This window comes from Pseudomonas sp. B20(2017) (assembly GCF_002113125.1).
Classification (GTDB): domain Bacteria; phylum Pseudomonadota; class Gammaproteobacteria; order Pseudomonadales; family Pseudomonadaceae; genus Aquipseudomonas.
Map to the genome: position 1 here is coordinate 75,740 of NZ_NEJP01000021.1, position 26,763 is coordinate 102,502.

26 protein-coding genes are annotated in these 26,763 nt (G+C 61.8%); 11 read left to right on the plus strand and 15 right to left on the minus strand.

Going from position 1 to position 26,763, the window contains the following annotated elements:
* Positions 1 to 26 precede the first annotated feature (26 nt).
* Both CAF63_RS25280 and CAF63_RS25285 read right to left on the minus strand, forming a co-directional pair.
* The gene (locus CAF63_RS25280) at positions 27 to 482 is read right to left on the minus strand and encodes a YaiI/YqxD family protein (RefSeq protein ID WP_085689927.1); all 456 of its coding nucleotides are present in this window, start codon (positions 480 to 482) and stop codon (positions 27 to 29) included.
* Positions 483 to 585: 103 nt separating this feature from the next.
* Complete coding sequence (locus tag CAF63_RS25285) at positions 586 to 2,481, minus strand: FTR1 family protein (RefSeq protein WP_085689929.1); 1,896 nt, start codon at positions 2,479 to 2,481, stop codon at positions 586 to 588.
* Positions 2,482 to 2,632: 151 nt separating this feature from the next.
* On the opposite strand from CAF63_RS25285, the gene CAF63_RS25290 reads away from it, so the two are divergent.
* The 5 genes from CAF63_RS25290 (at position 2,633) to CAF63_RS25310 (ending at position 7,365) form a co-directional block, all read left to right on the plus strand.
* On the plus strand, positions 2,633 to 4,006 hold the full coding sequence (locus CAF63_RS25290) for a COG3014 family protein (protein ID WP_085689931.1): 1,374 nt from the start codon (positions 2,633 to 2,635) through the stop codon (positions 4,004 to 4,006).
* A gap of 203 nt (positions 4,007 to 4,209) precedes the next feature.
* On the plus strand, positions 4,210 to 5,604 hold the full coding sequence (locus CAF63_RS25295; RefSeq protein WP_085689933.1) for a COG3014 family protein: 1,395 nt from the start codon (positions 4,210 to 4,212) through the stop codon (positions 5,602 to 5,604).
* 15 nt (positions 5,605 to 5,619) lie between these two features.
* Positions 5,620 to 5,994, plus strand: a complete 375-nt coding sequence (locus tag CAF63_RS25300) for a YcfL family protein (protein WP_011336502.1) — start codon at positions 5,620 to 5,622, stop codon at positions 5,992 to 5,994.
* Positions 5,995 to 6,030: 36 nt separating this feature from the next.
* Positions 6,031 to 6,618, plus strand: coding sequence for a penicillin-binding protein activator LpoB (gene lpoB / locus CAF63_RS25305; protein WP_007951848.1), 588 nt, complete (start codon positions 6,031 to 6,033; stop codon positions 6,616 to 6,618).
* A gap of 3 nt (positions 6,619 to 6,621) precedes the next feature.
* Positions 6,622 to 7,365 (plus strand): penicillin-binding protein activator LpoB, encoded by a 744-nt coding sequence (locus CAF63_RS25310; RefSeq protein ID WP_085689935.1) that lies wholly within the window; start codon positions 6,622 to 6,624, stop codon positions 7,363 to 7,365.
* Positions 7,366 to 7,425: 60 nt separating this feature from the next.
* Here CAF63_RS25310 and CAF63_RS25315 read toward each other — a convergent pair whose 3' ends face one another.
* The 3 genes from CAF63_RS25315 to CAF63_RS25325 all read right to left on the minus strand — a co-directional run bounded on the left by CAF63_RS25315 (position 7,426) and on the right by CAF63_RS25325 (position 10,695).
* Positions 7,426 to 8,058: a LysE family transporter gene (locus CAF63_RS25315; RefSeq protein WP_085689937.1), complete on the minus strand. Its 633-nt coding sequence runs from the start codon at positions 8,056 to 8,058 to the stop codon at positions 7,426 to 7,428.
* Between the two features lie 145 nt (positions 8,059 to 8,203).
* Positions 8,204 to 8,785 (minus strand): mechanosensitive ion channel family protein, encoded by a 582-nt coding sequence (locus CAF63_RS25320; RefSeq protein ID WP_011336505.1) that lies wholly within the window; start codon positions 8,783 to 8,785, stop codon positions 8,204 to 8,206.
* On the minus strand, positions 8,785 to 10,695 hold the full coding sequence (locus CAF63_RS25325) for an ATP-binding cassette domain-containing protein (RefSeq protein WP_085689939.1): 1,911 nt from the start codon (positions 10,693 to 10,695) through the stop codon (positions 8,785 to 8,787). The genes CAF63_RS25320 and CAF63_RS25325 overlap by 1 nt, the downstream gene beginning before the upstream one ends.
* A gap of 50 nt (positions 10,696 to 10,745) precedes the next feature.
* Between CAF63_RS25325 and CAF63_RS25330 the strand changes: the two genes are divergently transcribed.
* Positions 10,746 to 11,207, plus strand: a complete 462-nt coding sequence (locus tag CAF63_RS25330; RefSeq protein ID WP_085689942.1) for a TIGR02444 family protein — start codon at positions 10,746 to 10,748, stop codon at positions 11,205 to 11,207.
* On the opposite strand, the gene CAF63_RS25335 is transcribed toward CAF63_RS25330, so the two are convergent.
* On the minus strand, positions 11,204 to 12,406 hold the full coding sequence (locus CAF63_RS25335) for an AlgP family protein (RefSeq protein WP_085689944.1): 1,203 nt from the start codon (positions 12,404 to 12,406) through the stop codon (positions 11,204 to 11,206). The two genes, CAF63_RS25330 and CAF63_RS25335, sit on opposite strands and share 4 nt — an antisense overlap.
* Positions 12,407 to 12,598: 192 nt before the next feature.
* Here CAF63_RS25335 and CAF63_RS25345 point away from each other — a divergent pair, with 192 nt between their 5' ends.
* Positions 12,599 to 13,264 (plus strand): FKBP-type peptidyl-prolyl cis-trans isomerase, encoded by a 666-nt coding sequence (locus CAF63_RS25345; protein WP_085689946.1) that lies wholly within the window; start codon positions 12,599 to 12,601, stop codon positions 13,262 to 13,264.
* 60 nt (positions 13,265 to 13,324) lie between these two features.
* Here the strand turns inward: CAF63_RS25345 and rsd are convergent, their stop codons facing one another.
* From rsd to CAF63_RS25380, 7 genes are all read right to left on the minus strand, one after another.
* Positions 13,325 to 13,783: a sigma D regulator gene (rsd, locus tag CAF63_RS25350; protein WP_085689948.1), complete on the minus strand. Its 459-nt coding sequence runs from the start codon at positions 13,781 to 13,783 to the stop codon at positions 13,325 to 13,327.
* A 185-nt stretch (positions 13,784 to 13,968) separates the two neighbouring features.
* Positions 13,969 to 14,520 (minus strand): disulfide bond formation protein B, encoded by a 552-nt coding sequence (locus tag CAF63_RS25355; RefSeq protein ID WP_085689950.1) that lies wholly within the window; start codon positions 14,518 to 14,520, stop codon positions 13,969 to 13,971.
* 220 nt (positions 14,521 to 14,740) lie between these two features.
* Entirely contained in the window at positions 14,741 to 15,979 is a 1,239-nt protein-coding gene (locus CAF63_RS25360; RefSeq protein WP_085689952.1) for a heme biosynthesis protein HemY, read from the minus strand.
* A complete protein-coding gene (locus CAF63_RS25365; protein WP_085689954.1) occupies positions 15,976 to 17,118 on the minus strand; it encodes a uroporphyrinogen-III C-methyltransferase in 1,143 nt (380 codons plus the stop codon). The genes CAF63_RS25360 and CAF63_RS25365 overlap by 4 nt, the downstream gene beginning before the upstream one ends.
* Before the next feature lie 16 nt (positions 17,119 to 17,134).
* Positions 17,135 to 17,902 carry a uroporphyrinogen-III synthase gene (locus tag CAF63_RS25370; protein ID WP_085689956.1) on the minus strand — a complete coding sequence of 256 codons (768 nt, stop codon included), beginning with the start codon at positions 17,900 to 17,902 and terminating at the stop codon, positions 17,135 to 17,137.
* The gene (gene hemC / locus CAF63_RS25375; protein ID WP_085689958.1) at positions 17,899 to 18,840 is read right to left on the minus strand and encodes a hydroxymethylbilane synthase; all 942 of its coding nucleotides are present in this window, start codon (positions 18,838 to 18,840) and stop codon (positions 17,899 to 17,901) included. Before hemC ends, CAF63_RS25370 begins: the two co-directional genes overlap by 4 nt.
* A 138-nt stretch (positions 18,841 to 18,978) precedes the next feature.
* Positions 18,979 to 19,725: a LytTR family DNA-binding domain-containing protein gene (locus tag CAF63_RS25380; protein WP_085689960.1), complete on the minus strand. Its 747-nt coding sequence runs from the start codon at positions 19,723 to 19,725 to the stop codon at positions 18,979 to 18,981.
* A 470-nt stretch (positions 19,726 to 20,195) separates the two neighbouring features.
* Between CAF63_RS25380 and argH the strand changes: the two genes are divergently transcribed.
* Positions 20,196 to 21,590, plus strand: coding sequence for an argininosuccinate lyase (gene argH, locus CAF63_RS25390; RefSeq protein WP_011336517.1), 1,395 nt, complete (start codon positions 20,196 to 20,198; stop codon positions 21,588 to 21,590).
* Positions 21,591 to 21,718: 128 nt separating this feature from the next.
* On the opposite strand, the gene CAF63_RS25395 is transcribed toward argH, so the two are convergent.
* Positions 21,719 to 22,378 carry a glutathione S-transferase family protein gene (locus CAF63_RS25395; RefSeq protein ID WP_085689964.1) on the minus strand — a complete coding sequence of 220 codons (660 nt, stop codon included), beginning with the start codon at positions 22,376 to 22,378 and terminating at the stop codon, positions 21,719 to 21,721.
* A gap of 123 nt (positions 22,379 to 22,501) precedes the next feature.
* Between CAF63_RS25395 and CAF63_RS25400 the strand changes: the two genes are divergently transcribed.
* The 3 genes from CAF63_RS25400 (at position 22,502) to CAF63_RS25410 (ending at position 26,261) form a co-directional block, all read left to right on the plus strand.
* A complete protein-coding gene (locus CAF63_RS25400) occupies positions 22,502 to 22,786 on the plus strand; it encodes a hypothetical protein (protein ID WP_085689966.1) in 285 nt (94 codons plus the stop codon).
* Positions 22,787 to 22,977: 191 nt separating this feature from the next.
* A complete protein-coding gene (locus tag CAF63_RS25405; RefSeq protein WP_007951883.1) occupies positions 22,978 to 23,223 on the plus strand; it encodes a TIGR02647 family protein in 246 nt (81 codons plus the stop codon).
* A gap of 194 nt (positions 23,224 to 23,417) precedes the next feature.
* Positions 23,418 to 26,261 (plus strand): class I adenylate cyclase, encoded by a 2,844-nt coding sequence (locus CAF63_RS25410; RefSeq protein ID WP_085689968.1) that lies wholly within the window; start codon positions 23,418 to 23,420, stop codon positions 26,259 to 26,261.
* A 6-nt stretch (positions 26,262 to 26,267) separates the two neighbouring features.
* Here CAF63_RS25410 and rnk read toward each other — a convergent pair whose 3' ends face one another.
* Positions 26,268 to 26,678 carry a nucleoside diphosphate kinase regulator gene (gene rnk, locus CAF63_RS25415; RefSeq protein ID WP_007951886.1) on the minus strand — a complete coding sequence of 137 codons (411 nt, stop codon included), beginning with the start codon at positions 26,676 to 26,678 and terminating at the stop codon, positions 26,268 to 26,270.
* Between the last annotated feature and the right edge of the window lie 85 nt (positions 26,679 to 26,763).

The window sequence follows — 26,763 nt, forward strand, 5'->3', positions numbered from 1 at the left end:
GCTCCCACAGAGGATTTGTGTAATGTTCAGGTTTTGCGGGCGAGCCTGGTGAGGATCCGGTCCAGCGCATTGGCGAACGCCTGCTTCTCCCGGTCACCAAACGGTGCCGGGCCGCCGCTGACCTGGCCCTGCTCGCGCAGGTCGGTGAACAGGTTGCGTGTCGCCAGCCGTTCACCCATGTTCTGCGCGTCGAACTCCTTGCCTCGCGGGTCCAGCGCCGCCACGCCCTTCTTCACCAGCCGGTCGGCCAGCGGGATGTCGCTGCAGATCACCAGTTCGCCCGGCACCGCGTGCTCCACCAGATAATCATCCGCCGCATCCGGACCGCTCGGCACCACGATCAGCTTGACGATCGCCAGCGCCGGTTTGCTCTGCGGCTGCCCCGCCACCAGCACTACTTCGAAGCGGCGCTTGAGGGCGAACTTCACCACCAGCTCCTTTGCCATCTTCGGGCAGGCGTCGGCATCGATCCATACGCGCATGTTTTCTACCTCCAAACAATTCGCGAGCAAGCTCGCTCCCACAGATTACACACCAACCCTGTGGGAGCGAGCTTGCTCGCGAAGTGAGTGCAACGAATGCTGTTTAAGCAGTCACTCGGCGCTTTTCAGCCACCCAACTGCGACCGTACAGCACGATAATCGCCGCAATCGCCACGGCCTGTGCCGTCAGCGAGTACGCATCGGCGTGAATCCCCAGCCAGTCGAAGTCGAAGAACGCCACCGGCCGGGTGCCGAAGATCCCGGCCTCCTGCAACGCCTTCACACCATGACCGGCGAATACCACCGACAACGCGCAGAGCAGCGCCGCGTTGATGCTGAAGAACAGCGTCAGCGGCAGTTTCGCCGAGCCACGCAGAATCACCCACGCCAGACCGAACAGCAGCACCAGCGCCGTCGCGCCCCCCGCCAATACCGCGTTATGTCCGGCAGGGCCGGCCTGCAGCCATAGGGTTTCGTAGAACAGGATCACTTCGAACAGCTCGCGGTACACCGAGAAGAACGCCAGGATCGCAAACCCGAAACGCCCGCCTCCGCCAACCAGGCTCTGCTTGATGTAATCCTGCCAGGCCGCCGCGTGCCGACGGTCGTGCATCCACACGCCGAGCCACAACACCATGACACTGGCGAACAGCGCCGTGGCGCCTTCCAGCAGTTCACGCTGGGAGCCGCTGACATCGATCACATACGCCGCCAGCGCCCAGGTGCCGAGGCCGGCCAGCAGCGCCAGCCCCCAACCGACGTTGACGCTGCGCACCGCCGATTGCTGGCCAGTGTTGCGCAGGAACGCGAGGATCGCCGCCAGCACCAGAATCGCTTCCAGGCCTTCGCGCAGCAGAATCAGCAAGCCGGAGATGTAGCTCAGCGACCAGCTCAGGCCATCGCTGCCCAGCAGGCCGGCGGATTCCTTGAGTTTGGCCTTGGCCGCGTCAAGACGCTGCTCGGCCTGCTCCACCGGCAAGCCGTCCTGCAGCGATTGCCGATAGGCCATCAGGGATTTTTCGGTGTCTTTGCGCACGTTGGCGTCGACGTTGTCCAGCGAGCTTTCTACCAGCTCGAAGCCTTCCAGATACGCCGCCACCGACAGGTCATAGGCTTGATCGTGCTCACCGGCACGGTACGCCGCCAGGCTCTTGTCCAGCGTCGCGGCGGTGTAGTCGAGCAACTGCGCCGGGCCGCGCTTGACCTGCGGCGGCTGCGCCCGTTGCACACGGAAGATCGCAGCGGCTTCAGCGCCCTCGGCAGCTTTCACTTCGGCCGGGGTCTGGCGAGCCAGATCGGCGATGTTGTAGGTCTTGTCGGATTTGGCCGTGGCCGGATCGGCGCTGAACTGAGCGATGTAGGTCGCCAGATCCCAGCGCTGACGGTCATCCAGCTGATCGGCGAAGGCTGGCATGTCAGTGCCCTCCACGCCTTGGCCGAGAGTGCTGTAAATCGCGTACAGGCTCAGGTGATCCATCCGCGCCGCGTCGCGCAGATTGGCCGGCGCCGGCGTCATGCCGAGACCCGCCGGGCCGTCGCCGGCACCGGAGTCGCCGTGGCACACCGAGCAGTTTTGCGCGTAGAGCGGCGCACCACGGGCCGGATCAGGGGTGATGATCGGGGCCTGGCTGACTTCATAAGCCACCGCCAGTTTCGCCCCCAGTTGCCGGGCCTGACGGGCCACGTCCGCGCCGTCCTGTTTCGCCGTGATCGCTGCGTGCAAGGCAGTGACGCCCAGCTCCAGCGCCGCTTTCTCCGGTTTGGCCGGCAGGCCGGCGATCAGCCCTTGCAGCACCTGGGTGAATTCCAGCTGTTCGCGGTATTCGCCGTCGTCGATGACCTTGCCAGCCTGCACCGTCGGCGGGTAATCGGCGCTGATGTAATCGAGCAGGTGCAGCGCTTGCGGTGCGCCTTCCACGGTGTCGGCCAGCAGATTGAAGCTGCTCAGCGCGCACAACGGGAACACCAGCCAGGCCAGGAATCGGGACGCGGCAGTCATGAATGAGTCTCAAGTGGAAATGCGAAGTTACATATTGTTCACTTCGAGCGCGATTCCCTCAAGCTTTCTCTCCAATACCCGGCACATGGCCACTGCCCACCCCTATAATCCGTCACCTATCGCCTCTCTGTTCAAGGAAGAGCTGCACTCCATGCGCCAACGCTTGCTGCTCCCGGTATTAATCAGCGCGATCCTGCAACTGAGCGGCTGCGCGGCTTATCGCAATTACGATCTGGAAATGCAGCAGACCAATGACCGGTTGATGCTCGGGGACTATCAGGGCGCCCTGGATGTGCTGGAGTGGCACAACCCGTGGGAAGACAAGGACCTGCTCTACTACTTCGAGAAGGGTTCGATTCTCAGCTTCGCCAACGCACGCCCGCAGAGCCAGAAAGCCTGGCGCAGCGCCGACCGGATGGTGTTTCAGCGCGAAGAAGCCGTGCCTTCCGCCCCCATGAAGCTGCTCAACCGGTTTGCCTATGAAATGGGCACCATGCTGGTCAACGACAAGCTCAGCCGCTACGAAGGCTATGACTACGAAAAAGTCATGCTGACCACACAGATGGCCCTCAACCAATTGGGTGAAAGTGATTTCGACGGCGCCCGGGCAGACATCAAGAAGACCCACGAACGTGAAGCACTGATCGCCCGCCAGCGGGAACGCCAGTTTGAAGAGCTTGAGGAACAGGCCAAAGCTCAGGGCATCGTCGTTCATTACAAGGACCTGCAAGGCTATCCGGTCACCACCCTCGATGCGCCGGCCGTCATTGAATTGAAGAACGGCTACCAAAGTGCTTTCAGCCACTACCTGGCCGGGTTCACCTACGAAGCGCTGGGCGAACGCGGCCTGGCCGCACCGGGTTATCGCCAGGCGATCGAGTTGCGCCCGAACACGCCCTTCCTCGAACAGGCGCTGCGCAATCTCGACAAACCGCCAACCAAGGATGATGAAAGCGATGTTCTGATCGTCGTCCAGAGCGGTCTGGCGCCGGCCCGCAGCTCGGTAACTGTGCCGATCCCGGTCCGGCTCAATGAAAACCTGGTCATTACCGCGCCGATCTCCTTCCCCATCCTGGTGCCGGACACCGTCACACCTGTGTTCGATCACATCATGGTAGATGGCCGCAAAAAGCCGCTGACCGCGATCAACAGCGTCACGGACATGGCATTTCGTACGTTGCGCGACGACATGCCGGCGATCATCTCCCGGGCGATGTTCCGCGCCAACATGGCGGCCATTTCCCAGGCCCATGAAAATGAACGCAACCCGGCCAAGGCCTCGCTGGTCGTCACTGAGCACGATCCGTTTGAAGAAGCCGACACCCGCACCTGGCGCACCCTGCCGGACAAGACGCTGGTGGCACGGGTGCGCCTCAAAAAAGGCAATCACCAGTTCAGTGCGCCCAATGCACCGGAAGCGGCGCCGGTCACCCTGCGTATCGACCAGGATCACCAGTTGATAAACCTGCGGGTTTTGAGCGACATAGCCAACGTCATCGGCAACGCCAGACAGCCCGACAAGTAATGGCACCTAACTAACCGGTGCAATTAAAAAGCTATTACATAGCCAGCATCACCCGCCTATAATGCCGCGCCCACGCTATCGCGATGCGGCATTAAAGCTCCTCTTTTTATGAGGAATTGGCAGGAGGCCAGCGCCACTGCCGATCGGTCCCCAACAGCCCGACCCGCACCCGAGGCTGTCGCCACTCATGGAAGAAGTACCCCATGGCATTCCGCGCTCCCACTCTGATCGCGCTCAGCGCCGTCACCCTGCTGTCCGGCTGTTCGGCGTTTCGCAACTACGATTCCGAACTGGCCCAGACCAACCAGCAACTGGCCACCGGCAACGTCGACGCCGCCCTGACCCTGCTGGAAAAGAACAACACCGGCCCGGACAAGGACCTGCTCTATTACTTCGAGAAGGGTGAACTGCTGCGTGCCAAGGGCGATCTGTCCGGCAGCCAGAATGCCTGGACCAGCGCCGACCAGGTGGTGGGCAAGTGGGAAGATTCGGTCAAGCTCGACACCGACAAGTACCTGGCCCAGTTCGGCAGCTTCCTGGTCAACGACAAGGTGCGCCGCTACGAAGGCTACGACTACGAAAAAGTCATGCTGACCACGCAGATGGCTTTGAACCTGCTGGCGGTCAACGATTTCGACGGCGCCCGCACCGCGATCAAGAAGACGCACGAACGTGAAGCGGTGATCGCCGACCTGCGCGACAAGGAATACCTCAAGAGCGAAGAGGAAGCCGAGAAAGAAGGCATCAAGACCGAATACAAGGACTTGCAGGGCTACCCGGTCGCCAGCCTCGACGCACCGGAAGTGGTCGGCCTGAAAAACAGCTACCAGAGTGCGTTCAGCCATTACCTGGCCGGTTTCGTCTATGAAGCTCTGGGCGAGAAAGACCTCGCTGCGCCGGGCTACCGCAAGGCTGCCGAGCTGCGACCGAACATCCCGCTGCTGGAGCAGGCGCTGGTCAACCTCGACAAGCCGGTCAAGAGCGACGACAGCGACATCCTGATCGTGGTGCAGAGCGGTCTGGCGCCGGCCCGCGATTCGATCCGCGTGCCGTTGCCTCTGCCAATCTCCAACAACGTCGTGATCACCCCGCTGTCGTTCCCGATCATCAAGCCTGACACCTCCACCGCGCCGTTCGCGCAGATCGGGGTCGATGGCCAACAGGTCGACCTGACCGCTCTGAACAGCACCACCGCCATGTCCCGCCGCGCCCTGCGCGATGACATGCCGGGGATCATCCTGCGCACCACCGTGCGCGCGATCACCAAAGGTGTGGCGCAGAAGAAGATCAACGAAACCAACCCGCTGGCGGGCCTGGCAGTGGGTATTTCTTCAGCTGTGCTCGAAGGTGCCGATACCCGTACGTGGCGCACCCTGCCGGACACCACACAAGTGGTACGTCTGCGCTTGAAGAAAGGTGAGCACCACGTCACCCTGCCGAGCGCCGTCGGTGGCTCTCAGGTCAAGGTCACCGTCGATCAGCGTTATCAGGTGATCACCCTGCGCGCCGTCGGCAATCAGGTGTTCGCCGCAGGCCTCGCCGCCCACGTCACCCCGAGCGCTGGCGCCACCGCCGTGGCCAGCCTCAAACAACCTTAAGAACGGAGTCTTTGCATGCGCTTCAAACTCATCGCCGTCGCCGCCCTCGCCCTGCTGGCGAGCGGCTGCGCCACCCCGCCACCACCGGAGCCGGGCAGCGCCGCGAGCAAGGTCGTGGCCATGGGCCCGCAAAAACACATCGTGGTCGGCGCGATGCGCGTGGCCCGCGAAAACGGCTTCATGACCGTCAACGTGCAGTTGAGCAACACCCTCAACAGCAACAAGACGTTCTACTACCGCTTCGCCTGGCTCGGGCCGGAAGGTTTCCCGATCGCCGAAGAAGAAGTCTGGAAGAGCCAGATGATGTACGGCGCCCAGACCAGCTTCATCCAGGGCATTGCACCGACGCCGAAAGCCGTGGATTTCCGTCTGGAACTCAAGACGCCTTAAGCCCGACACCCTATTCCCGATTCAGAGAGCATTCCCATGTTTGCACGCTTTTCCTTCATCGCCGTCCTCGCCCTGCTGGCCTCCGGTTGCGCCAACACTTCGCCGACCCTGGGCAGCAAGAACATCAGCTACGGCGACACCAAGGCCGTTGAAACCGTGACCAACGAGTTCGGCTCCACCGACCTGCAGATGATCGCCGAGTCGATGACCCGTTCCCTGGCCCAGTCCGGCATTCTGCAGGGCCGCCCTGTGGTGCAGGTCTACGACGTGAAGAACAAGACCAGCGAATATATCGACACTCGCGAAATCACGACCAGCATCAAGACCCAGCTGATGAAGTCCGGCACTGCCCGTTTCGCCAGCGACAACACCGCGATGCAGAGCCAGGTCGACCAGCTCAAGCTGCAAAACCAGAGCGGTCTGTACAAGAAGAGCACCGTGGCCAAGACCGGCAACATGATCGCCGCCAAATACCGTCTTGAAGGTTCGATCAGCTCGATCGTCAAGCGCAGCAGCGACTACAAGGACGTCTTCTACAAATTCAGCCTGCAACTGATCGACGTTGAAAGCGGTCTGGCCGAGTGGATGGACGAGAAAGAGATCCGCAAAACCACGGAGCGTTAATCGATGCGCACATGGATTGGCATGATGGCCCTGGCTTGCGCGTTCAGCGTGCAAGCGGCCCCGAAAGTCGCGGTGACGGATCTGGCGTACCAGGAGCGCGTGGAGCAATACATCCACATCGTTTCGGCCCAGAACAATTACCGCGAGGGTTACTACAGCTCCAGCGGTTCTTCGAGCTACAACGAGCTTGAAGCCACTACCAGCTACATCGAACAGACCGAACTGCGTAAGTTCACCGGTGACATCAAGGGTGAAATCCTGCGCACCGGCATGTTCCAGCTGGTGCAGGGCACGCCGTACACCGCGTCCTCCAAGGGTGACGTATACGACGTGATCAAGCGGATCAAGGCCGGCAACTTCAAGGGTGCCGACTACGTGCTGTTCGGCACCGTGTCGGACATCGACTTCACCCAGGACGTGAACGAGCTGGCGAACACCGACAGCTATTCGGCAGTGCTGGGCCTGACGCTGGTGGCCGACTTCAGCCTGATCAACACCAAGACCTACGAAATCACCTCGGCCTTCACGGCGATGGGCGAAGCGCAGGACACCAAACTGGTGAACCACCGCGACATCAAGATCTCGCTCAACCGCCCACGGGTGGTGCGTGACGTGTCGAAGGCGCTGGGCGAAGACGTGGCCGGACAGCTGAGCATGCAGCTCGGCGGTGGTGGTTACGAGCAGCCGCGTGAACCGCAGCAGCGTAACAATCTGCCGCGTGATACGGCACCAGTGATTCTGCGCTGATTAACAGCCGGAAACGAAAAAGGCGACCTGCAAAGGTCGCCTTTTTTGTGCCTGTATGCTTTACGCAGCAGCTTTGCGCAAAGTCGCCATGAACGCCGCAGCGCCAATGAACAGCCCGGCAAACGTGCGGTTCATGCGTCGCTGCTGGGTCGGTGTACGCAACAGGCGCAACACCTTCGACGCCAGACCGGTGTAGCCGGCCATGACGATCAGGTCGACCGCGATCATGGTCACGCCGATCACCACGTACTGGATCAGCAGCGGCGCATGCGGATTGATGAACTGCGGCAGCACCGCGAGCATGAACACCAGGGCCTTGGGGTTGCTGATGTTCACCAGAAAACCACGGAACACCAGCGCCAGCGGCTTGCCGATCGGCCGAACCGCCGCGTCGTCACTCATGTCCATCGGCAGTGCGCGCCATTGTTTGATCGCGAGATAAACCAGGTAGGCGACACCGAACCATTTGATCGCGTGAAACGCGGTGGCAGAGGCAGTGAGGATCGCGCCGACACCGGCGCCGACGATGGCGATCTGCACAGCCAGGCCGATCTGCAGGCCCAGGGCATTCCAGTAACCGCGCCAGAAACCGTATTGCAGGCCGCTGGACATCGACGCAATGGCGCCGGCACCCGGAGAAAGACTGATCACCCAGCAGGCGGCAAAAAACGCCACCCATGTTTGAAGCTCCATCGCACACCTCGACTTCGGACTCGTGACAATCCTCAAAGCTAATGCGGATTTGGCTGGCTGACTACCGATTTTTTGCAGGATGTTGCAGCCGCCGACCGTGGGAGCGAACCTGCTCGCGAAAAGCGTCAGTACAAACGCCGGGAGCTTACTTTTCGAAACCGCTGGAAGGGAAAACATCCGTGCCCCGCCAGCGTCGCACCGAGCGCTGGAAGAACAGGCTGTTGGGCACTTGCACCATGGCGCTGCCGGTGCCGAGTTCTTCAGCCTCGATCAACGTGGTGTAGAGCAGATTGATCGCCACCACCCGGCCTTTGACGCCGGGCTTGTCGGTGGTGTCGACCAGTTCGACCACGTCGCCGAGACGGAACGGGCCGACAGTGAAGATCAGAATCGCGCAGAGCAGGTTCGACAGTACGCTCCACATGGCGAAGAACGCCACCGCTGCCACCGCGACGAAGCCCGACAACGCTGTCCACAGCACCGTGGCCGACACCCCGAGGCGTTCCAGCACAAAGATCAGCGCACTGCCCATGATCAGCCAGCGCAGACCACCGCGCAGCGGCATCAGCAGCTGCGGCGGAAACGGATACTTCTCGCCCAGTCGAGTGAGAAACCGGGCAACGACGCGCTGGGCGAAGTAACCGGCCAGCAGGATCAGCAGAATCTGCACGCCGAGCCAGATCGGCTCGACCCACATCGCCGGCAATGGAAGTTTGAAGGCTTCCATCAGGACAACGCCTCCAGCTCCGCCTGCATGCTTTCCAGCGTTTCCAGGGCTTCCATCCACGCTTCTTCAAGTTCGCCTTCGCGAACTTTCAGCTTGGCCTGTTCGGCCAGCAGTTCACGCAGTTCGTTCTTGCGTGCCGGCTCGTAGATGTCGCTGTCGCCAAGACTGGCATCGACCTTCGCCAGCTTCTCGTGCAGCTTGCCGAGCTCGGCTTCAAGCTTGTCGGCCTCGCGCTTGTGCGGCGCCAGTTGCTGACGCAACGCAGCGGCGGCCTGACGCTGGGCCTTCTTGTCGGTCTTGTCCGGATTGACCGGCGTGTTGCTGACCGGGGCATTGCGCTGACGATACTCGACCAGCCAACGGGCGTAGTCCTCGAGGTCGCCATCGAACTCCTCGACCTTGCCGTCCGCGACCAGGAAGAAGTTGTCGGTGGTGCTCTTGAGCAGGTGCCGATCGTGGGAAACCACCAGCACCGCGCCGCTGAATTCCTGCAACGCCATGGTCAGCGCCAGGCGCATTTCCAGATCCAGGTGGTTGGTCGGTTCGTCGAGCAGCAACAGGTTCGGCCGCTCCCAGGCGATCAACGCCAGGGCCAGACGGGCCTTTTCGCCACCGGAAAAATTCAGCACCGGCTCGTCGATCCGCGCACCACGGAAGTCGAAACCGCCGAGGAAATCGCGCAGGGTCTGTTCGCGCTCGGTCGGCGCCAGACGCTGCAAGTGCAACAACGGGCTGGCCTTGGCGTCCAGCGAGTCGAGCTGATGTTGGGCGAAGTAGCCGACCACGGTGTTCTCGCCGCGAGTCAGGCGCCCGGCCAACGGTGACAGCTCGCCGGCGAGGTTCTTGATCAGGGTCGATTTACCCGCGCCGTTGGGGCCGAGCAAGCCGATCCGCGCACCGGGGGTCAGTTGCAGCTTGACCTTCTCCAGCACGGTTTTCTCGCCGTAACCCAGACGCGCATCGGACAGGTCGATCAGCGGGCTGGAGATCTTGGTCGACTCTCGGAACACGAAGTCGAACGGCGAATCGACGTGAGCCGCCGACAGTTCTTCCATACGCTCGAGGGCCTTGATCCGGCTCTGGGCCTGACGGGCTTTGGTGGCCTGGGCCTTGAACCGGGCAATGTAGCTTTCCATGTGCGCACGCTGCGCCTGCTGCTTCTCGTAGGCCTGTTGCTGCTGGGCCAAGCGTTCGGCACGGGCACGTTCGAACGCGGTGTAACCACCACGGTAGAGCGTCAGCTTGCGCTGATCGACGTGGGCCACGTGATCGACCACTTCATCGAGGAAATCCCGGTCGTGAGAAATCAGCAGCAAAGTGCCGGGGTAACTTTTCAGCCACTCTTCGAGCCAGATGATGGCGTCGAGGTCCAGGTGGTTGGTCGGTTCATCGAGCAGCAGCAGGTCTGATGGGCACATCAAAGCCTGCGCAAGGTTCAGACGCATCCGCCAGCCACCGGAGAAATCTCCTACCTGACGATCCATCTGCTCGTTAGTGAAACCGAGGCCGGCCAGCAATTTGCGCGCCCGCGCATCGGCGGTGTAGCCGTCGGCGCTGTCGAGCTCGGCGTGCAGGCGGGCCAGCGCGGCGCCGTCGTGGGCCTCCTCGGCTGCCGCGAGCTCACGCTGCACCTCGCGCAGACGCAGGTCGCCGTCGAGCACATAATCGACCGCCAGGCGTTCGAGCGTGTCGACCTCCTGGCGCATGTGGGCGATACGCCAGTCGGCCGGCAGCAGGCAGTCGCCCGAGTCCGGGTGCAACTCACCGCGGAGCAAGGCGAACAGGCTGGATTTGCCGGCGCCGTTGGCACCGATGAGGCCGGCTTTGTGGCCGGCGTGCAGGGTCAGCTCGGCGTCTTCTAGCAGACGTTGCGGGCCACGCTGTAAAGTCAGGTTCTGAAGTCGGATCATAATGGCGGCGGAGTCTACCAGCTTCCCCCGCAACTGGCGCGAGTAGCACGATGTCCTCTGACCTGTGGAGCTTTGCCCTTGCCGTCTACGCCCGTCCCGGCGTGGAGGATGCCTGCCTGCGCCTGCAATCGGCGGGGGCCAGCGTGTGCCTGATGCTGTGCGGTTTATGGCTGGAACAACGCGACGCGACTTGTGACGAGGCGCGTACGCGGCAGCTTCTGGACCTGACAGAGCCTTGGGACCAGGAAGTGGTCCGGCCGTTACGCGCATTGCGCATGCAGTGGAAAACCCTGGCCGACACCGATCCGGTGCTCAAGGGCATGCGCGAGCAGATCAAGGGATTGGAACTGGAGGCGGAGCGTGCGCTGCTGTCGCGACTTGAAGGCGCCGCGCAAGGCTGGAAACGTAATTCGAAGGAATCGAGTGACTGGCTGCAAGTGCTGGCCGGCCCTGCGGCCAACCTGAACCGCGACGCGCTGCAAGTGCTGCGCGTCGCGGCGACCGGCGCTTAGGAAGCGCTGGACGGGTTGCTGGCGACGCTCGACAACGGCGCCGGCGATGACGATGGCGTGGTTGCGGTGGTCGAGGTAGTGGCGGCGGATGCCGGTGCTGCGGTCGGAGCCGGAGTTTCCGGTGCGGCAGGTTTGGCAGCAGACGCAGTGGCCGGTTTTGCTGCAGCTGGTTTGGCGGCAGCCGGCTTGGCAGCGGCAGGTTTTTTCACCGCAGGTTTTGCAGCTGGTTTCACGGCTGGCTTGGCGGCCGGTTTAGCAGCGGTCGCTGGCTTGGCGGCGGTCGTTGCAGGCTTCGCTGCAGCAGCTGGTTTGGCCGCTGGTTTTGCAGCAGGTTTGGCCGCAGCTTTTACCGCAGGCTTGGCCGCTGGTTTCGCCGCCGCTTTGGCTGCAGGTTTGGCAGCAACCGGCTTGGCAGCGGTTTTCGCCGCAGGCTTGGCAGCAGCAGTTTTGGCGGCTGGTTTAGCGGCAGCTTTAACGGCTGGTTTTGCTGCCGGCTTGGCGGCCACTTTGGTGGCTGGCTTGGCAGCAGGTTTTGCAGCAGCAGTCCTTGCCGGAGCCGCTTTTGCAGCAGCGGTTTTCGCCGCAGGTTTGGCGGCTGGTTTTGCAGCAGCCGGTTTGGCGGCAGCTGGTTTGGCCGCTGTGGTTTTAGCCGCAGGTTTGGCAGCGCTGGCGGCTGCGGGTTTCTTCGCGGCTGGTTTTGCAGCGGTTTTCACTGGCGCTTTCGCAGGCGCTTTGACCGGTGCTTTTGCAGCAGGTTTGGCAGCCGCTTTTTTCGCAGGTGCCGCTGCAGGTTTAGCCGAACGCAGGGACAACGCCTTGCCGACGGCCTCTTGAACACGACCGACACCCTGGGCCAGTTTCAGGCTTTCCTGGGCATCGCGCTTGAGTTGCAGAATGTAGCTGCGGGTATCGGACTGACGATCCTTCAGCGCATCGAGCAGGTCTTCAAGTTCCTTCACGGCAGCCTTGGCCTTGGTCTGCGCCTTGGCTTTACCGGCTGCTGCTGCGTCCTGCAATTTGGTGCGGGATTTGTGCAGTTTTTCTTGCGCCTTGCCGCGTTGCTTTTCCAGTTTGGCGAGCAGTTTTTCAGCATCAGCCAAGGCTTGGGAGCAAGCGTTTTCCAGATGCTCGAGCAAACTGCCCGAGAGTTGTTGGAGTAAATGCAACGGAGTGTTTACAGGCTTCTTGGTGGCCGACATGGTTTACCTCCTGGCTGACGTGAGTGCGGCTCATACTAGACCTCTGCTGCTACCGCCGCTAGGGCATGTTGACAGTATCGAAAGCACTCGGTTGCAGGCTTGCGAAAAACTTCTGCGCATTGGCAAAAGCAGTTCACCGTTGCAGACGTTCGCGCTGGCATAATCCACCGCAATTCAGGACGGAGAGTGCCCATGTCGCGCTACCTTTTTTTATCCCTCTGCATGATTTTTTCCTTGGCGCAGGCCGACGAAAAAAACACTGCAAATGATGCCCACGATCTGGCTTACAGCCTTGGCGCCAGCCTCGGTGAACGACTGCGTCAGGAAGTGCCGCAGCTCCAGATCCAGGCACTGATCGAAGGTCTGCAACAGGCCTATCAAGGCAAGCCGCTGGCATTGAGCGAAGCACGTATCGAGCAGATCCTCGCCGATCACGAATCGCAGACCGCCGAGCAGGCAGCCATGCCTTCGACAGAAGCCGCGATGGAAAACGAACGACGCTTTCTCACCGCCGAAAAAGCCAAACCGGGTGTGAAGGAGCTGGCCGACGGCATCCTGCTGACCGAGCTTGCGCCGGGGAATGGCACGAAGGCCGGCCCGGATGGAAAGGTGCAGGTGTTGTACATCGGCCGGCTGCCGGACGGCACGGTGTTCGATCAGAACAGCCAGCCGCAGTGGTTCAATCTCGACAGCGTGATCGCTGGCTGGCGCACCGCGTTGCAGAACATGCCGGTCGGCGCGAAGTGGCGACTGGTGATTCCATCGGATCAAGCGTACGGCGCCGACGGTGCCGGCGACTTGATCGCGCCGTTCACACCGCTGGTGTTCGAAGTGGAATTGCGCGGCGCGACGAGTTGATCGCCCAATAAAAAACGGTGCGCTTGGGGCGCACCGTTTCTGTGTCTTGCGAGGTTGGATTCAGGCCTGGACCGAATCCTCTTCCTTGTGTGCGGTATGCAGCACTTCGATCAGGCAGTCCTCCAGTTCGAAGCGCTCGTGGAGCAGGCCGCCCAGCTCTTTGAATTTCTCCGCAACGCATTTGCCTTCATCGCAAAGGTCGTTGAACGCGAGCAGTTTTTCAGTGATGACATCGATCCGCGGATAGATCGTCTCGGCCAGTTCCAGGCCGCGCTTGTCGTTGAAGGCCTTGGCCTCGCCCGTCAGCTGTTCGTAGATCTCGAAGTGCCCGGCCGAAACGTAATCGACCAGCACGCCGCAGAATTCCTGCAAGGGCTTTCGATCCTCGGACAGCGCTTGAGGATTGGCGCCCAGCTTGTCGTAGGCAGCGATCAATTCCTCACGCTCCTGGAGCCAGCGGTCGATCAGCAGATGAACTCCACCCCAACGTTCCTGAGCATTCTGACAACTTTCGAGCATGGCGATCTCTCTTCCCTTGTGGGTCATGCTGCTCTACACCCGCGCCCCTTCTTGTGAATATTGCTTTGAGAGGCGGCCAGGCAGAGCGTCATCGAGCAACACAATTCCAATGACACGTGCGGGCCAGATTATGCCCGCACGCCTATGGCTTCAAGGTACGCAGGAGAGAAAGTTCATACAAGTGTTTAATCCCTGACCAGCACCGGGTGCGACGGTTGGCCGCTGAGCGGTTGCTGCAAAGCCATCCAGACCTGTCGCAGCAACTGGTTAACAGCCAGGATCGACATCCCCACGAAAAACAGCAGACTCCACTCCGGAATGCTCAGATCGAACAGCGTCCAGGACAATTCCGCGCAATCGGCAGTGTCGTTGAACATCCGCATCAGCGCGCACAACCACGGCAGATTGCTGAACATTTCCTCCGGCCCGGGCGCGCAATGCGCCAGTCTTTGCAGGGAATCACTTTGCAGCAGCACTTGCCGCCAAGCCGCCGTCATCCCGCCAAGACTGGTCAGCAATGCCATCATCCAGTACAGAGACAGACCGCCACGTTGCGGTCCATGAACTGCCGCCACACCACAAAAAACGGTGAGCACACTCATGAACAGACGCTGAACCAGACATAGACTGCAAGGCACCAGACCGACCGTGTATTCGAGGTAATAGGAAGCTCCCAGGGCCAGAATCCCCGCAGTGAAAGCCATAAAAAACAGGGAGCGTGAGCAGGCCAACGACATGGCTTATCCGTAACAATAGAGACAGGCAGTTACGGTAGAGGAAAGCGCCTCGAGCTTTCAAGGCAGGCCACTGGCGACACTTCAGCAGAAGTGTAGGGAAATCCCGACAAGCACCGAAGGATTAGGTGTAGCCCACTGTAGGACTTTGCTCGGGAGGGGATCTATCGGTAACTATTCAGTCACCGGGAAAGAAAAGGAGGAGCATGCCCCTCCTTATTGGTCACGCTCGAACGGCTACGGGCAATGGCGAAGCCAGCAGGCGCTCATCCAACATACCGAGCCCCTCCTGGAACAGCAGATTACTGCGTTCGGTGTCGCCGAGCCGGGCCAGCAGGCGCGCCAACTCGGCACACGCTTCCGGATTGCGCTGCACTCGCAGACTGCTTTCCAGGTAGTCCCGCGCCTTGCCCCACAGACTGGCTTGCAGGCACAAACGTCCCAACGTCAGTAGCAGGCTGGCATCGCCCGGATGATCCTTGAGCCAGCCTTCGGCCGTCTGCAACTGACGCGCCGGATCACTGCCGCGCACCAGACCGTAGAGGCGCGCCAGATGGCTGTCGTACTTGCGCTTGAGCGCCGTGCGCAGCACTTCTTCCGCCTCAACCTGAGCGCCCAGCTGACGCAGTTGCTCGGCGTAGGCCAGCACCAGAGCCGGCTCCTGGCGCTGGGCAGACGTCAGTTGCTGCCAGGCGCGGCTGAGCGACTGCAAACCGACTGCACCATCCTCTTCACGCTGGGCCGCCAGGGACAGGTTTTCTCCCCAGGCACGACGCTCGAGTTCGATCAGTTCGGCCGGTGGCAGAACTTTGTCCTTGCGCAGCTCCGGCAACAGCCGGATCACGGACGACCAGTCACCGCGCTGCTGATGCAGGCGCTGCAACTGGCGCAAGGTCTGGACATTGTGCGGATGACGTTCGTGCATCGCCTGCAAGGTGACCAGCGCGCCATCGGTATCGCCACGATCGGTCTGCAACTGCGCATGGCTGAGGGCGATCGCCAGCTCGGCTTGCGGCTGACGCTCGAGAGCGCGCTCCAGCAGGCGATCGCTTTCCTCGTAATTGCCTTGTTCGTTGGCGGCGCGGGCGGCGCCCAGGTAATAGAGCAACGGTTGACGCTCGGCTTCGGCGGCCCGGTAAAGGTGACGCTGGGCACTGGCCCAGCGACCTTCGGCCAGATCGAGCTGGCCGTGCTCGATCGCCACCTGCACGCGACGGCTGCGGTTGCGTCGCGACCATGGATTGACCACGCCGCCGGAGGTCAGCACCAGTTCGACCAGCGCCTTGATGCCCCAGACCAGCAGCCACAGCACCGCCACCACCGCCAGGGTCGCCCACAGGCTCGATTCATAACGAAAGCTTTTGTAGGCGACCAGCACGTAACCGGAATGCTCGGCAATCGCCAGACCCAGCGCCGCCGTTGCCGCGATCACCAGAAACACGATCACATACAGGCGCTTCATGGTGTCGCCTCCTGCGCGGTGCTGGCGGCCGGTTTTGCGAAGGGTTTCACCGAGTCTTCGGCGTTGACATTGCGGCGCTCCAGATACGCCTGCACCGCGCTCAAGGTTGCGGTGAGATCCGGCGTGTTGACGGTAACCGGCTGCTTGCTGAGTTCCGCGACCTGCTCGAGCATGATTTTGCTCTGCGGGTTGTCCGGATTGAAGTTGCCTGTAAGTACATCACGCGCCTCCGCCAAGGCCTGGGTGTAGACCGGCGCCTGGCCGTTGAGCGCGGCCCATTGCGCCTGCTCGAGCGAAAGGCTCAGGGCCAGACGCACCTGGCTCAGGCTCTGGCCGGCGAGCAGTGGCCGAACGTTTTTGTCGGCATTGAAATCGATGCGGATGTAGCGCGAAATCTGATCCCACCACTGCGCCCAGCGACTGGCGCCGTCGCCATCGGAGGTCAGGCCCAGCAGCGAATCACCACGATCCTTGTACTCCGGCGCCAGCTCGGTGAGGCCGACGACCTGATCACGCAAGGCGCCCAGTCGCAGGAACAACCCGGTGCGGTCCGGCTGCTCGGTACTGCGCAGCGCTATGAGGGTTTTCGCCACTTGCTCACGAGCAGCGAACGAGCCGGGATCATTCTGCTCGCGCAGGATTTCATCGGCACCCTGCACCAGCGCCTGGGCGCTGCTGATGTCCTGCAAGGCGGAAAGACGCAGGCTGGCCAGACGCAGCAAGTGCTCGGCCTCGGCCAGACGCCAGTCCTTGCGGCTGGCGCCGAGGACGGTTTCCAGACGTTGATTCAGGCGCTGTTGATCGCCCTGAAGTTGCGTCACCAGACGCTGGCGATCGGCGAGCTCATCGGCGCCGGGCAATTGCCCGAGACGCTCGGTCAGCCGCTGTTCGTTGAGCTTCAGGGTCTGTGCCTGATCGTTCAACGCTTGTACCTGACTCAACTGATTCTGAGTGCTGGTCTGCAGGTGTCGCACCTGCCAGACACCCCAGCCACCCACCGCAACACCGGCAGCGCCGAGCAGCAGCGCGAGAATGGCCAATCCGTTGCCTCGGCGCGGTTCGGCGGCCGGTGGCGGTGCATCAACCGGTGCATCGATCACAGGTTGAACGTCATCTTTAGGCAAGGCTGTTTCGCTCACGTATCCATCCTTTGCATTAGAGAACGGGCACGGGATGCTCCCGTAACGCCGTCAGCAAGGCCGCGGCACTGGCGCCACGACAATCCACAACTGTTCGGGCCCCGGCGGCACTGGCCTGCTCGGCAACCCTTGGGCTTGGAACAAACAACGGCAACTGCGCAAGTGCAGGCCAGCTGTCGCCGGCCAGTTGGCGCAGGTGCTCGAAACCCTGTCCACTGCTGACCACCAGCCCGTTCAGGCGTTCCGCTGCAATCCTGCGGGGCAGCTCCTGCGGCGGATAGTCCGGCAGGTCGCGACGGTACAACTCCAAGTATTCGACACTAGCACCAAGCGCGCGCAGGCGCTCGGCCAGCAGCTCGCGTCCGCCCTCCCCGCGCAGGATCAACACGTGCGAACCGGGCACGGCCACCGCCGCCAGCAGACGCGGCATTTGCAGCAAGGCTTCGCTGTCGTCGCCCACGTCCGGGAAGCTCACATCCAGCCCACGATCCCGAAGGATAGCTGCGGTCGCGGCCCCCACGCTGAACCATGGCATCTCCGGAGTCGCCAGACCCAGAGCGTCGAGCAAATCCACCGCGATCCGCGCCGCCGGTTTGCTGACCACGATCACCGCGCTGCAACACGGCAGTTGTGTGATCGTGCGGCGCATTGTGTCAGAGACCGGCAGCGGCGCGATTTCCAAAAGCGGCAGACAGCTGCTGAAAACCCCTTGTTCGGCCAGCACGGCGGCGAGCGCCGAACAGTCTTCCGCCGGGCGCGTCAGCAGCAGGCGCCAGGCGGTCACTCGTGACCCGCCTCGCCGTAGACTGCCTTGAGAATATCGTCGGCGCCCTGGCTGAGCAGGTCTTCAGCAACCTGCACGCCCAGCGTCTCGGCCGCCGCACGCGGCGCGCGAGCCTGTGCACTGAGCAGCTTGCCGCCACTCGGCTCGCCCACAAGACCGCGCAGCCACAACTGATCGCCTTCGAGCACCGCGTAGCAGGCGATCGGCACCTGGCAACCGCCATTCAAGTGTTTGTTGAGGGCACGTTCGGCACTCACACGGTCAGCCGTATCGGCGTGATGCAGCGGCGCGAGCAAAGCATGAATTTCAGTGTCGGCGCTACGGCATTCGATACCAACGGCGCCCTGGCCACCGGCCGGCAGACTGTCGTCGACGCTGATGGCCGAGGTGATGCGGTCTTCGAAACCGAGGCGGATCAGGCCGGCGGCCGCGAGGATGATCGCGTCGTACTCGCCGGCGTCGAGCTTGGCCAGACGGGTGTTGACGTTGCCGCGCAGGAAACGGATTTCCAGATCCGGACGACGGGTCAGCAACTGCGCCTGGCGACGCAGGCTGGAGGTGCCGACGATGCTGCCGGCCGGCAACGCATCGAGGCTGGAATAAGTATTGGAGACAAACGCGTCACGCGGATCTTCGCGCTCGCAGATGCAGAACAGACCGAGGCCTTCGGGGAAATCCATCGGCACATCTTTCATCGAATGGACGGCGATGTCGGCTTCGTTTTCCAGCAGCGCGGTTTCCAGTTCCTTGACGAACAGGCCCTTGCCGCCGATTTTCGACAGGGGCGAATCAAGCAGCTTGTCGCCGCGACTGACCATGGGCACCAGTGTCACCAGCAGGCCCGGGTGGGCTGCTTCCAGACGGGCTTTGACGTATTCGGCCTGCCAGAGGGCCAGAGCACTTTTGCGGGTGGCGATGCGGATTTCGCGAGAGGACATGGATCAATCCGTACTGAATAGATACGGCGGATAATAACAGCTCAGCCAAATCCACTTTGACCTGAATCAGAAACGGCGTGGCCTCCCTGGCCTGCAATGCCTGGTGAAAAGAATGAAGAACCGCCCTGAGCCTGCGGACTAAAGCCCTTGCATCATTTTGCGCACGCCCGCCACATGCCGGCGGCTGACGATCAGCGCATCACCGTTGAGGCCCTTGAGGAACAACTGGAAGTGGCCCAGCGGTGTGCGTTGCAGTCGCTCGATGCGGTCGCGGGCGACCAGCGCGTTACGGTGGATCCGCACGAAGCGCTCGCCGAATTCGTCTTCCAGCGCCTTGAGCGGCTCATCCAGAAGGACTTCGCCACCTTCATGACGCAAGGTCACGTATTTGTGGTCGGCAATGAAGTACACCACTTGATCCAGCGGGATCAGTTCGATGCCTTTGCGGGTCCGGGCGCTGATGTGGCTGCGCGGGCCGTTACCGCTTTCGGCGGCAGGACGGGTCAGGGCCGAGAGCTGGGCCCGGTTGGGACGTTCGGCTTTTTTCAGGGCGTCATGCAGATGTTCGGTTCGCACGGGTTTCACCACATAGCCCACGGCGCTGGCCTGCAGGGCTTCCACGGCAAATTCATCGGGACCTGCGCAAAACACCACGGCTGGCGGGGTTTCGCGTTCGCACAGACGGGCAGCCACCTGCAGGCCATCGAGGCCCGGCATGCGGATATCGAGCAGCACGATATCCGGCTTGTGGCTGTCGATCAGCGCCAACGCCTCTTCGCCATTGGTGGCGCTGGGCTCCAGGACTGTGTAGCCCTCGAGCTCGCTCACCATTCGGCTGAGTCGCTCGCGGGCCAGTGGTTCGTCATCAACGATCAGGACATTCATATTGCGCTGGATTCCTGCGTGAGTCTCGCACAAGGATAGCGTAGACAAGTGGAGTGACGTCCGTCACCGCGGTCCACGCTAAGACTAGCGCGAGCGCCGAAAAGTGCCGTACGTCGGCCGGCAATATTTGCCGACGCCCGGTACGCATCGCTCAAGGCCCGCCGCTGACTGCGTTTTACGCAGGGTATGCCAATGGCCAATCCACCTACCCCCTCTTCTTATAGCCGGTAGCCGGACCTTTAGCAGATCTGCGGCCCACCGACCCCTATGTCCTACTGTAGACGCTCGTCGGGACGATATTGCTCAATCGGAAAATATCCTTGCGCAAATCCCTCGGAGACGGCGGCGACTATGGACGAGCGAATGAGAAAAAAACGTATCGACCAGTGTCAGCGACAGGATTGGCAACCCTGTTATTATCCGCGCCAGCGTTTCACGCCTTCTTTCTTCAAGCCGATACGAGCGAATTCATGAGCACTGACAAGACCAATCAGTCCTGGGGCGGCCGCTTCAGTGAACCCGTCGACGCCTTCGTCGCCCGCTTCACCGCCTCCGTCACTTTCGACCAGCGCCTGTATCGCCACGACATCATGGGCTCGATCGCCCACGCCACCATGCTGGCCAAGGTCGGCGTGCTGACGGATGCCGAGCGCGACAGCATCATCGATGGCCTGAAGACCATCCAGGGCGAAATCGAGGCCGGCCAGTTCGACTGGCGCGTCGACCTTGAAGACGTGCACATGAACATCGAAGCACGCCTGACCGACCGCATCGGCGTCACCGGCAAGAAGCTGCACACCGGCCGCAGCCGCAACGACCAGGTTGCCACCGACATCCGCCTGTGGCTGCGTGACGAGATCGACCTGATCCTGAGCGAAATCACCCGCCTGCAAAAAGGCCTGCTGGAACAGGCCGAGCGTGAAGCCGCCAGCATCATGCCGGGCTTCACCCACCTGCAGACCGCGCAGCCTGTGACCTTCGGGCACCACATGCTGGCCTGGTTCGAAATGCTCAGCCGCGACTACGAGCGTCTGGTCGACTGCCGCAAGCGCACCAACCGCATGCCGCTGGGCAGCGCCGCGCTGGCCGGCACCACTTACCCGATCGACCGCGAATACACCGCGCAACTGCTGGGCTTCGATGCCGTCGGCGGCAATTCGCTGGACAACGTGTCCGACCGTGACTTCGCCATCGAATTCTGCTCGGCCGCGAGCATCGCGATGATGCACCTGTCGCGTTTCTCGGAAGAACTGGTGCTGTGGACCAGCGCGCAGTTCCAGTTCATCGATCTGCCGGACCGTTTCTGCACCGGCAGCTCGATCATGCCGCAAAAGAAAAACCCCGACGTGCCGGAGCTGGTACGCGGCAAGACCGGCCGTGTGTTCGGCGCCCTGATGGGCCTGCTGACCCTGATGAAAGGCCAGCCGCTGGCCTACAACAAGGACAACCAGGAAGACAAGGAACCGCTGTTCGACGCCGCCGACACCCTGCGCGACTCGCTGCGTGCCTTTGCCGACATGATCCCGGCGATCAAGCCAAAGCACGCCATCATGCGCGAAGCGGCGCTACGCGGTTTCTCCACTGCCACCGACCTCGCTGACTACCTGGTACGCCGTGGCCTGCCTTTCCGTGATTGCCACGAGATCGTCGGTCACGCAGTGAAGTACGGCGTCGACACCGGCAAGGATCTGGCGGAAATGAGCCTGGAAGAACTGCGCCAGTTCAGCGACCAGATCGAGCAGGACGTGTTTGCCGTGCTGACCCTGGAAGGCTCGGTGAATGCCCGTGACCACATCGGCGGCACTGCGCCGGCGCAGGTCAAGGCTGCCGTGGTTCGCGGTCAGGCGTTGATCGCCAGCCGCTAAAAGCCAAAGCTTCGCGAGCAAGCCCGCTCCCACATTCGATCTGCTGCGAACACCGACCAGGTGTCCAATCGAGATCAAGTGTGGGAGCGGGCTTGCTCGCGAAAGCCATCTCGAAAGCACCAAAAAAATTACTTCTTGGCTGCAATCATCGCCAAAAACGCTGGCATCGCCGCATCCTTGTCCGCTGCAATCTTCTGTACATGCGGATTCTGCTCAAGCCGCTCCAGCAGCGCCTTGGCCTTCGGCATCTCCGCCATAAGATCCAGACCGAACAGTTTGTGCCCCACCGCAGCCGCCAGCGGCACGCTGTAGAGGAAGTACAAATCCGCAATGCTCAGGCTGTCGCCCGCCACATAAGGGGCGAACTTGCCGTGCCGTCCCAGCGCCGCAAAACCCAGCAGCAATTCAGCCTTGGTTTTTTCCTTGATCGCCTCCGGCAGCGCCGTGCCGAAAAACGCTTCGCCGTAACAGGCACGGGCCGGCAGCTCGATGTACAGCTCGATTTCCTTGGCCACCGCCAGCACCTGAGCGCGGGCAAACGGCTCGGTCGGCAGCAGCGGGACACCCTTCTGGCTGCTTTCGAGGTATTCGAGCATCACCATCGTTTCGTTGATGTAACCACCTTCAGCCCCCAGCACCGGCACCTTGCCGCGCGGGCTGATGGCCAGAGATTCAGGCGTAGGCGTCGGGTAGAACGTGACCTCTTCGAACGGCAGACCTTTTTCCAGCAGCGCCAGTTTGACCATGTTGTAGTAGTTGCTGACGGAGAATCCATAGAGCTTGAACATCACATAGCCTCCAGGCCGTGCGGGGTGGGCAGTGCCTGTTTATAGATCGCTCCGGGGAATCCTGCCAGCAGCATCACGCTGCTGAATGCGGGTAAACTGGCGCCTTTCCTTGAGGAGCCTGCCATGAGCGAGCCGACTGACATCGACAATGATGAAGAAGAGTTCACCGAATCGACGCTGATCGAAGCGATCGAGAACCAGATCGAAAGCGACAACCCGCCAGCGGCCAAGGCAACCTTCAACAAGCTGACGCTGGTCGGTTATGAGCGCGAAGACATCCTGAACTTGATGGCCCACGTGCTGGCCTACGAAATCGACGCGATGCTCGACGATGACCGCGCGTTCGATACCGAGTGGTACGAAACCGCGCTGCGCGCACTGCCGGAACTGCCACCGGAAAAACAGTAAACGGCCCCGCCCTGTGGGAGCAGACCTGCTCCCACACAATTTGTCACCCATCTGCGCGGCCTTCTGCTGCCCCCTGACTACACTGGAATCCACCCCGGGACAAAAACCCTGACACGCGCACTGGACAGGCCGCGCCGGCAGGTTCACCTTAGGGGCGCTGTCGTCCAATTCCTAGAAAGTCTGGAGTCCTTATGTCGCTTACCCCTGAGTTGGTTGCCGAACTGGAAGTCCTCGCACTCTTCAACCTGGACAGTTCCCAGGAAGGTCTGAAAATTCATCAGACCGCTGCCCCGAAGCACATTGCTGCCGCACAACGCCTGTTCGAAAAAGAACTGACGGACCAGCCTGATGGCGGTTACCTGACCAGCCTCGGTCGCGATGCCGCACAAAACGTGCAGACCGTACTGACGATTCTGAAAGAGCAACAAACAGCCTGATCCTCCCGACTTTGCCCACGGAAACCCCTGCCACGGGATTTCCGCGGGCCAGCCATGAACGTCGTCCATCGCCATGCGATAGAAATCTGACGTCAAAAAACAAATTCAGCTTAAAACTCCTGCTGCTCAGGCGCTAAACTCCCGGACACCCGAGACCCCTTGCCTCCGAGCCCTGCGCGCCGGTTTGAGCCGACATGACCCGCACCCATGAAATCCGCCCCGACCTGGACGAAGGCATCGACCGCAAGGTACTCAGCCAGCTACGTGCACGTTTTCTGAAACTCAATGAAGGTCGCCTGAACCGGGCACTGGAAGGTCTTTCGACGCGCCAGCAAAGTGTGCTGACGCTGCTGCCGCTGTTCTTTCACGTCAATCATCCGCTGCTTCCGGGTTATGTCTCGGGCAGCACGCCAGCCGGGCTGTCGAATTACGAACCGGACGCCGATGCGCTAGCCGAAGCCCAGCGCCTGACCCGCTCGTTCTCCTACAAGCCCCGTCACGGCAGTAACCCGCCACGACCGATTCACGGTCTGTTCCTGATGGGCAGCCTCGGCACCCTCGCCCAGGCCGACCAGAGCGACATGGACGTGTGGGTCTGCCACGCCTCCGACCTGAGCGACAGCGAACTGGCCGAGCTGCGCAAGAAGTGCCAGTTGCTCGAGACCTGGGCTGCCAGTCAGGGGGCCGAGGCGCACTTCTTCCTGATCGACCCGGCACGCTTCGTCAAAGGCGAGCGCGACACCCAGCTCAGCTCCGAAGATTGCGGCACCACCCAGCACTATCTGCTGCTGGACGAGTTTTACCGCACCGCTATCTGGCTCGCCGGGCGCACACCGATCTGGTGGCTGGTGCCGGTCTACGAAGAACACGCCTATGACGCGTACACCCACACCCTGATTTCCAAGCGCTTCATCCGCAACGATGAAACCCTCGACCTGGGGCCGATGGCGCACATTCCGCCGGGCGAGTTTGTCGGCGCCGGGCTGTGGCAACTGTTCAAGGGCATCGAGTCACCTTACAAGTCGGTGCTCAAGCTGCTGCTGACCGAGGTTTACGCCAGCGAGCACCCGCAGGTGCAGTGCCTGAGCCTGCGTTTCAAGCAGGCGGTGTTTGCCAATCGGCTGGACCTCGACGAGCTGGACCCGTACATGGTGGTCTATCGCCGGATCGAGGAATACCTGACCGCGCGCAACGAGCCGGAGCGCCTTGAGCTGGTGCGCCGTGCGCTTTACCTCAAGGTCAATCGCAAGCTCACCGGCAACAGCCGCACCCAGAGCTGGCAGCGTTCACTACTGGAAAGACTCGCCAGCGAATGGCACTGGGATCAGCGGCAACTGGCACTGCTCGACAGCCGAAGCCAGTGGAAAGTCCGCCAGGTCAGCGCCGAGCGCCGGGCGCTGGTCAACGAACTGAACTACAGCTACCGCTTCCTGACCCAGTTCGCCCGCACCGAACAGACTGTCAGCCTGATCAACAAGCGCGACCTCAACGTTCTCGGCCGGCGCCTGTACGCAGCGTTCGAACGCAAGGCCGACAAGGTCGAGTTCATCAATCCCGGCATCGCCCCGGACCTGGCCGAAGACACCCTGACCCTGGTGCAATCGCCGAACAAAAAGGAACCGGGCCAAACCCAGTGGGGCCTGTACAACGGCAGCCTGACGGCGCTGGAGTGGGAACACTTCGCGCCGATCAAGCGCAGCCGCGAGTTGTTGGAACTGCTGACCTGGTGCCATCGCAATGGCGTGATCGACAGCAGCACCCGACTGGCCCTGCACCCCGGCACCAGCGATATGAGCGAGTTCGAGCTGTTCAACCTGCTCGGCAGCCTGCAACAAAGCATCGCTCTGCCCTTGTCGACCGTTGCCGAAGAACCGCTGCTGCGCGCCGCCGTGCCGAGCGAAGTGCTGATGCTGGTGAATGTCGGGGTCGACCCGCTCAAGCATCACCGCGACCTGAACATCCTGATGACCACCGAGCGCACGGACTCCCTGAGCTACGCCGGCGTGCGCGAAAACCTGGTGCTGACCCTGGATCAAGTCACGCTCAACAGCTGGAACGAAGTGCTGGTCAACCGCTTCGACGGCCCGCATGCCCTGATGGACTGCCTGCGCGATTACCTCAACAACCTGCCGCGCGGGCCGCAACAGCCATCGCTGCGAGTGCGTTGTTTCTGTCACAACCGCGCGCAGTTCATCGCCCGCCGGGTGGAAGAAATTGTCGATACCGCGCAGACCCTGTTGCTCAGCGACCTGAATCACCGCTACCTGATTCAGGTGCAGCAGCATTACCACGTGCTGGAACTGGTGCCGGGCCAGGTCAGCCATGTCGCCCTCGCCACCCTGCCGGCGCTGCTCGATTACCTGGGCGAGGAACAGCCGCGCTACAGCCCGCTGCACCTGGACCCGATGGCGCTGGAAGACCACGACCTGGCGTTGATCCTGCCGATGGGCCAGCCCGAATGCATTCAGGTGTTCTACCGGATCACCGAACAAACCGCCGAGCTGTACGTGCTCGACGAGTTCAATGCGCTGTGGCAACAGCACTTGCCCTATCACGACGAGCAAAGCCTGTTGGTGCCGCTGCAACGGTTCCTGCAATCGATCCAGTTCCGCCGCGAAGCGCTGCTGCCGATGGATTCGGGCCATGCCGCCAGCCTTGAAATCTTGTATTACCAGTTATTGCCATCAGGGCCGGGGCGCGCGCGACGGGTCGAAATGCGTCCGGCGCCGCAGACGCCGGTCAACAAACCGTTCTACGACGTGCAGGCGATCGTCGGCAAAGCCGCACCCGGCGAGGTGCAGGTCACGCTGTATTGCAATCAACGGGAATTCAGCGAGCTGGAACATGGCGACCAGCTGTTCAGCGTGGTCGCCCGGGAGATCGTCGGGCAGCGCCGGGAAACCGAGCGCTACCGCTGCTACATCACCGACCTGGACCTGTCGGGTGTGATCGGTGACGGGCAGAGTTCGAGCAATCTGTATCTGCGTTACAAGGCCGACCTGGAACGCTCTCTGAACGAGGCGCTCGAGCAGGTCTGAGGCGGGTTACTCCGGGAAATCACCGCCGTTGGCCGGCTGCGATTCGACTTCCAGCAGAGTCAGTTTCAGGGTCTTGCCACCCGGCGCCGGCCAGTCGATATGCTGACCGACTTTCAGGCCGAGCAGAGCACTGCCGACCGGGGCCAGGATCGAGACTTTACCTTCGTCGGCGTTGGCGTGCTTCGGATAGACCAGGGTCAGGTGGTAGTCCTTGCCACTGCTTTCTTCGCGGCAGTGCACACGGGAATTCATCGTCACGACATCGGCAGGCACTTCATCGTGACCGACCAGGGTATCGGCGCGGTCCAGTTCGGTTTGCAGCGCGATCACGCCCGGCAGCGTGTCATCCAGGCTGTCGATCAGGCGCTCCAGACGTTGCACGTCCAGACGGGTAAGGGTGATGGAAGGTGCGGTCATGATCCGGGCAGACTCCTTTCTTCTGCACACAAAAAAAGCAAAACCCCGCCAAAAAAGACGGGGTTTTCACCAGGCCTCGATGGGT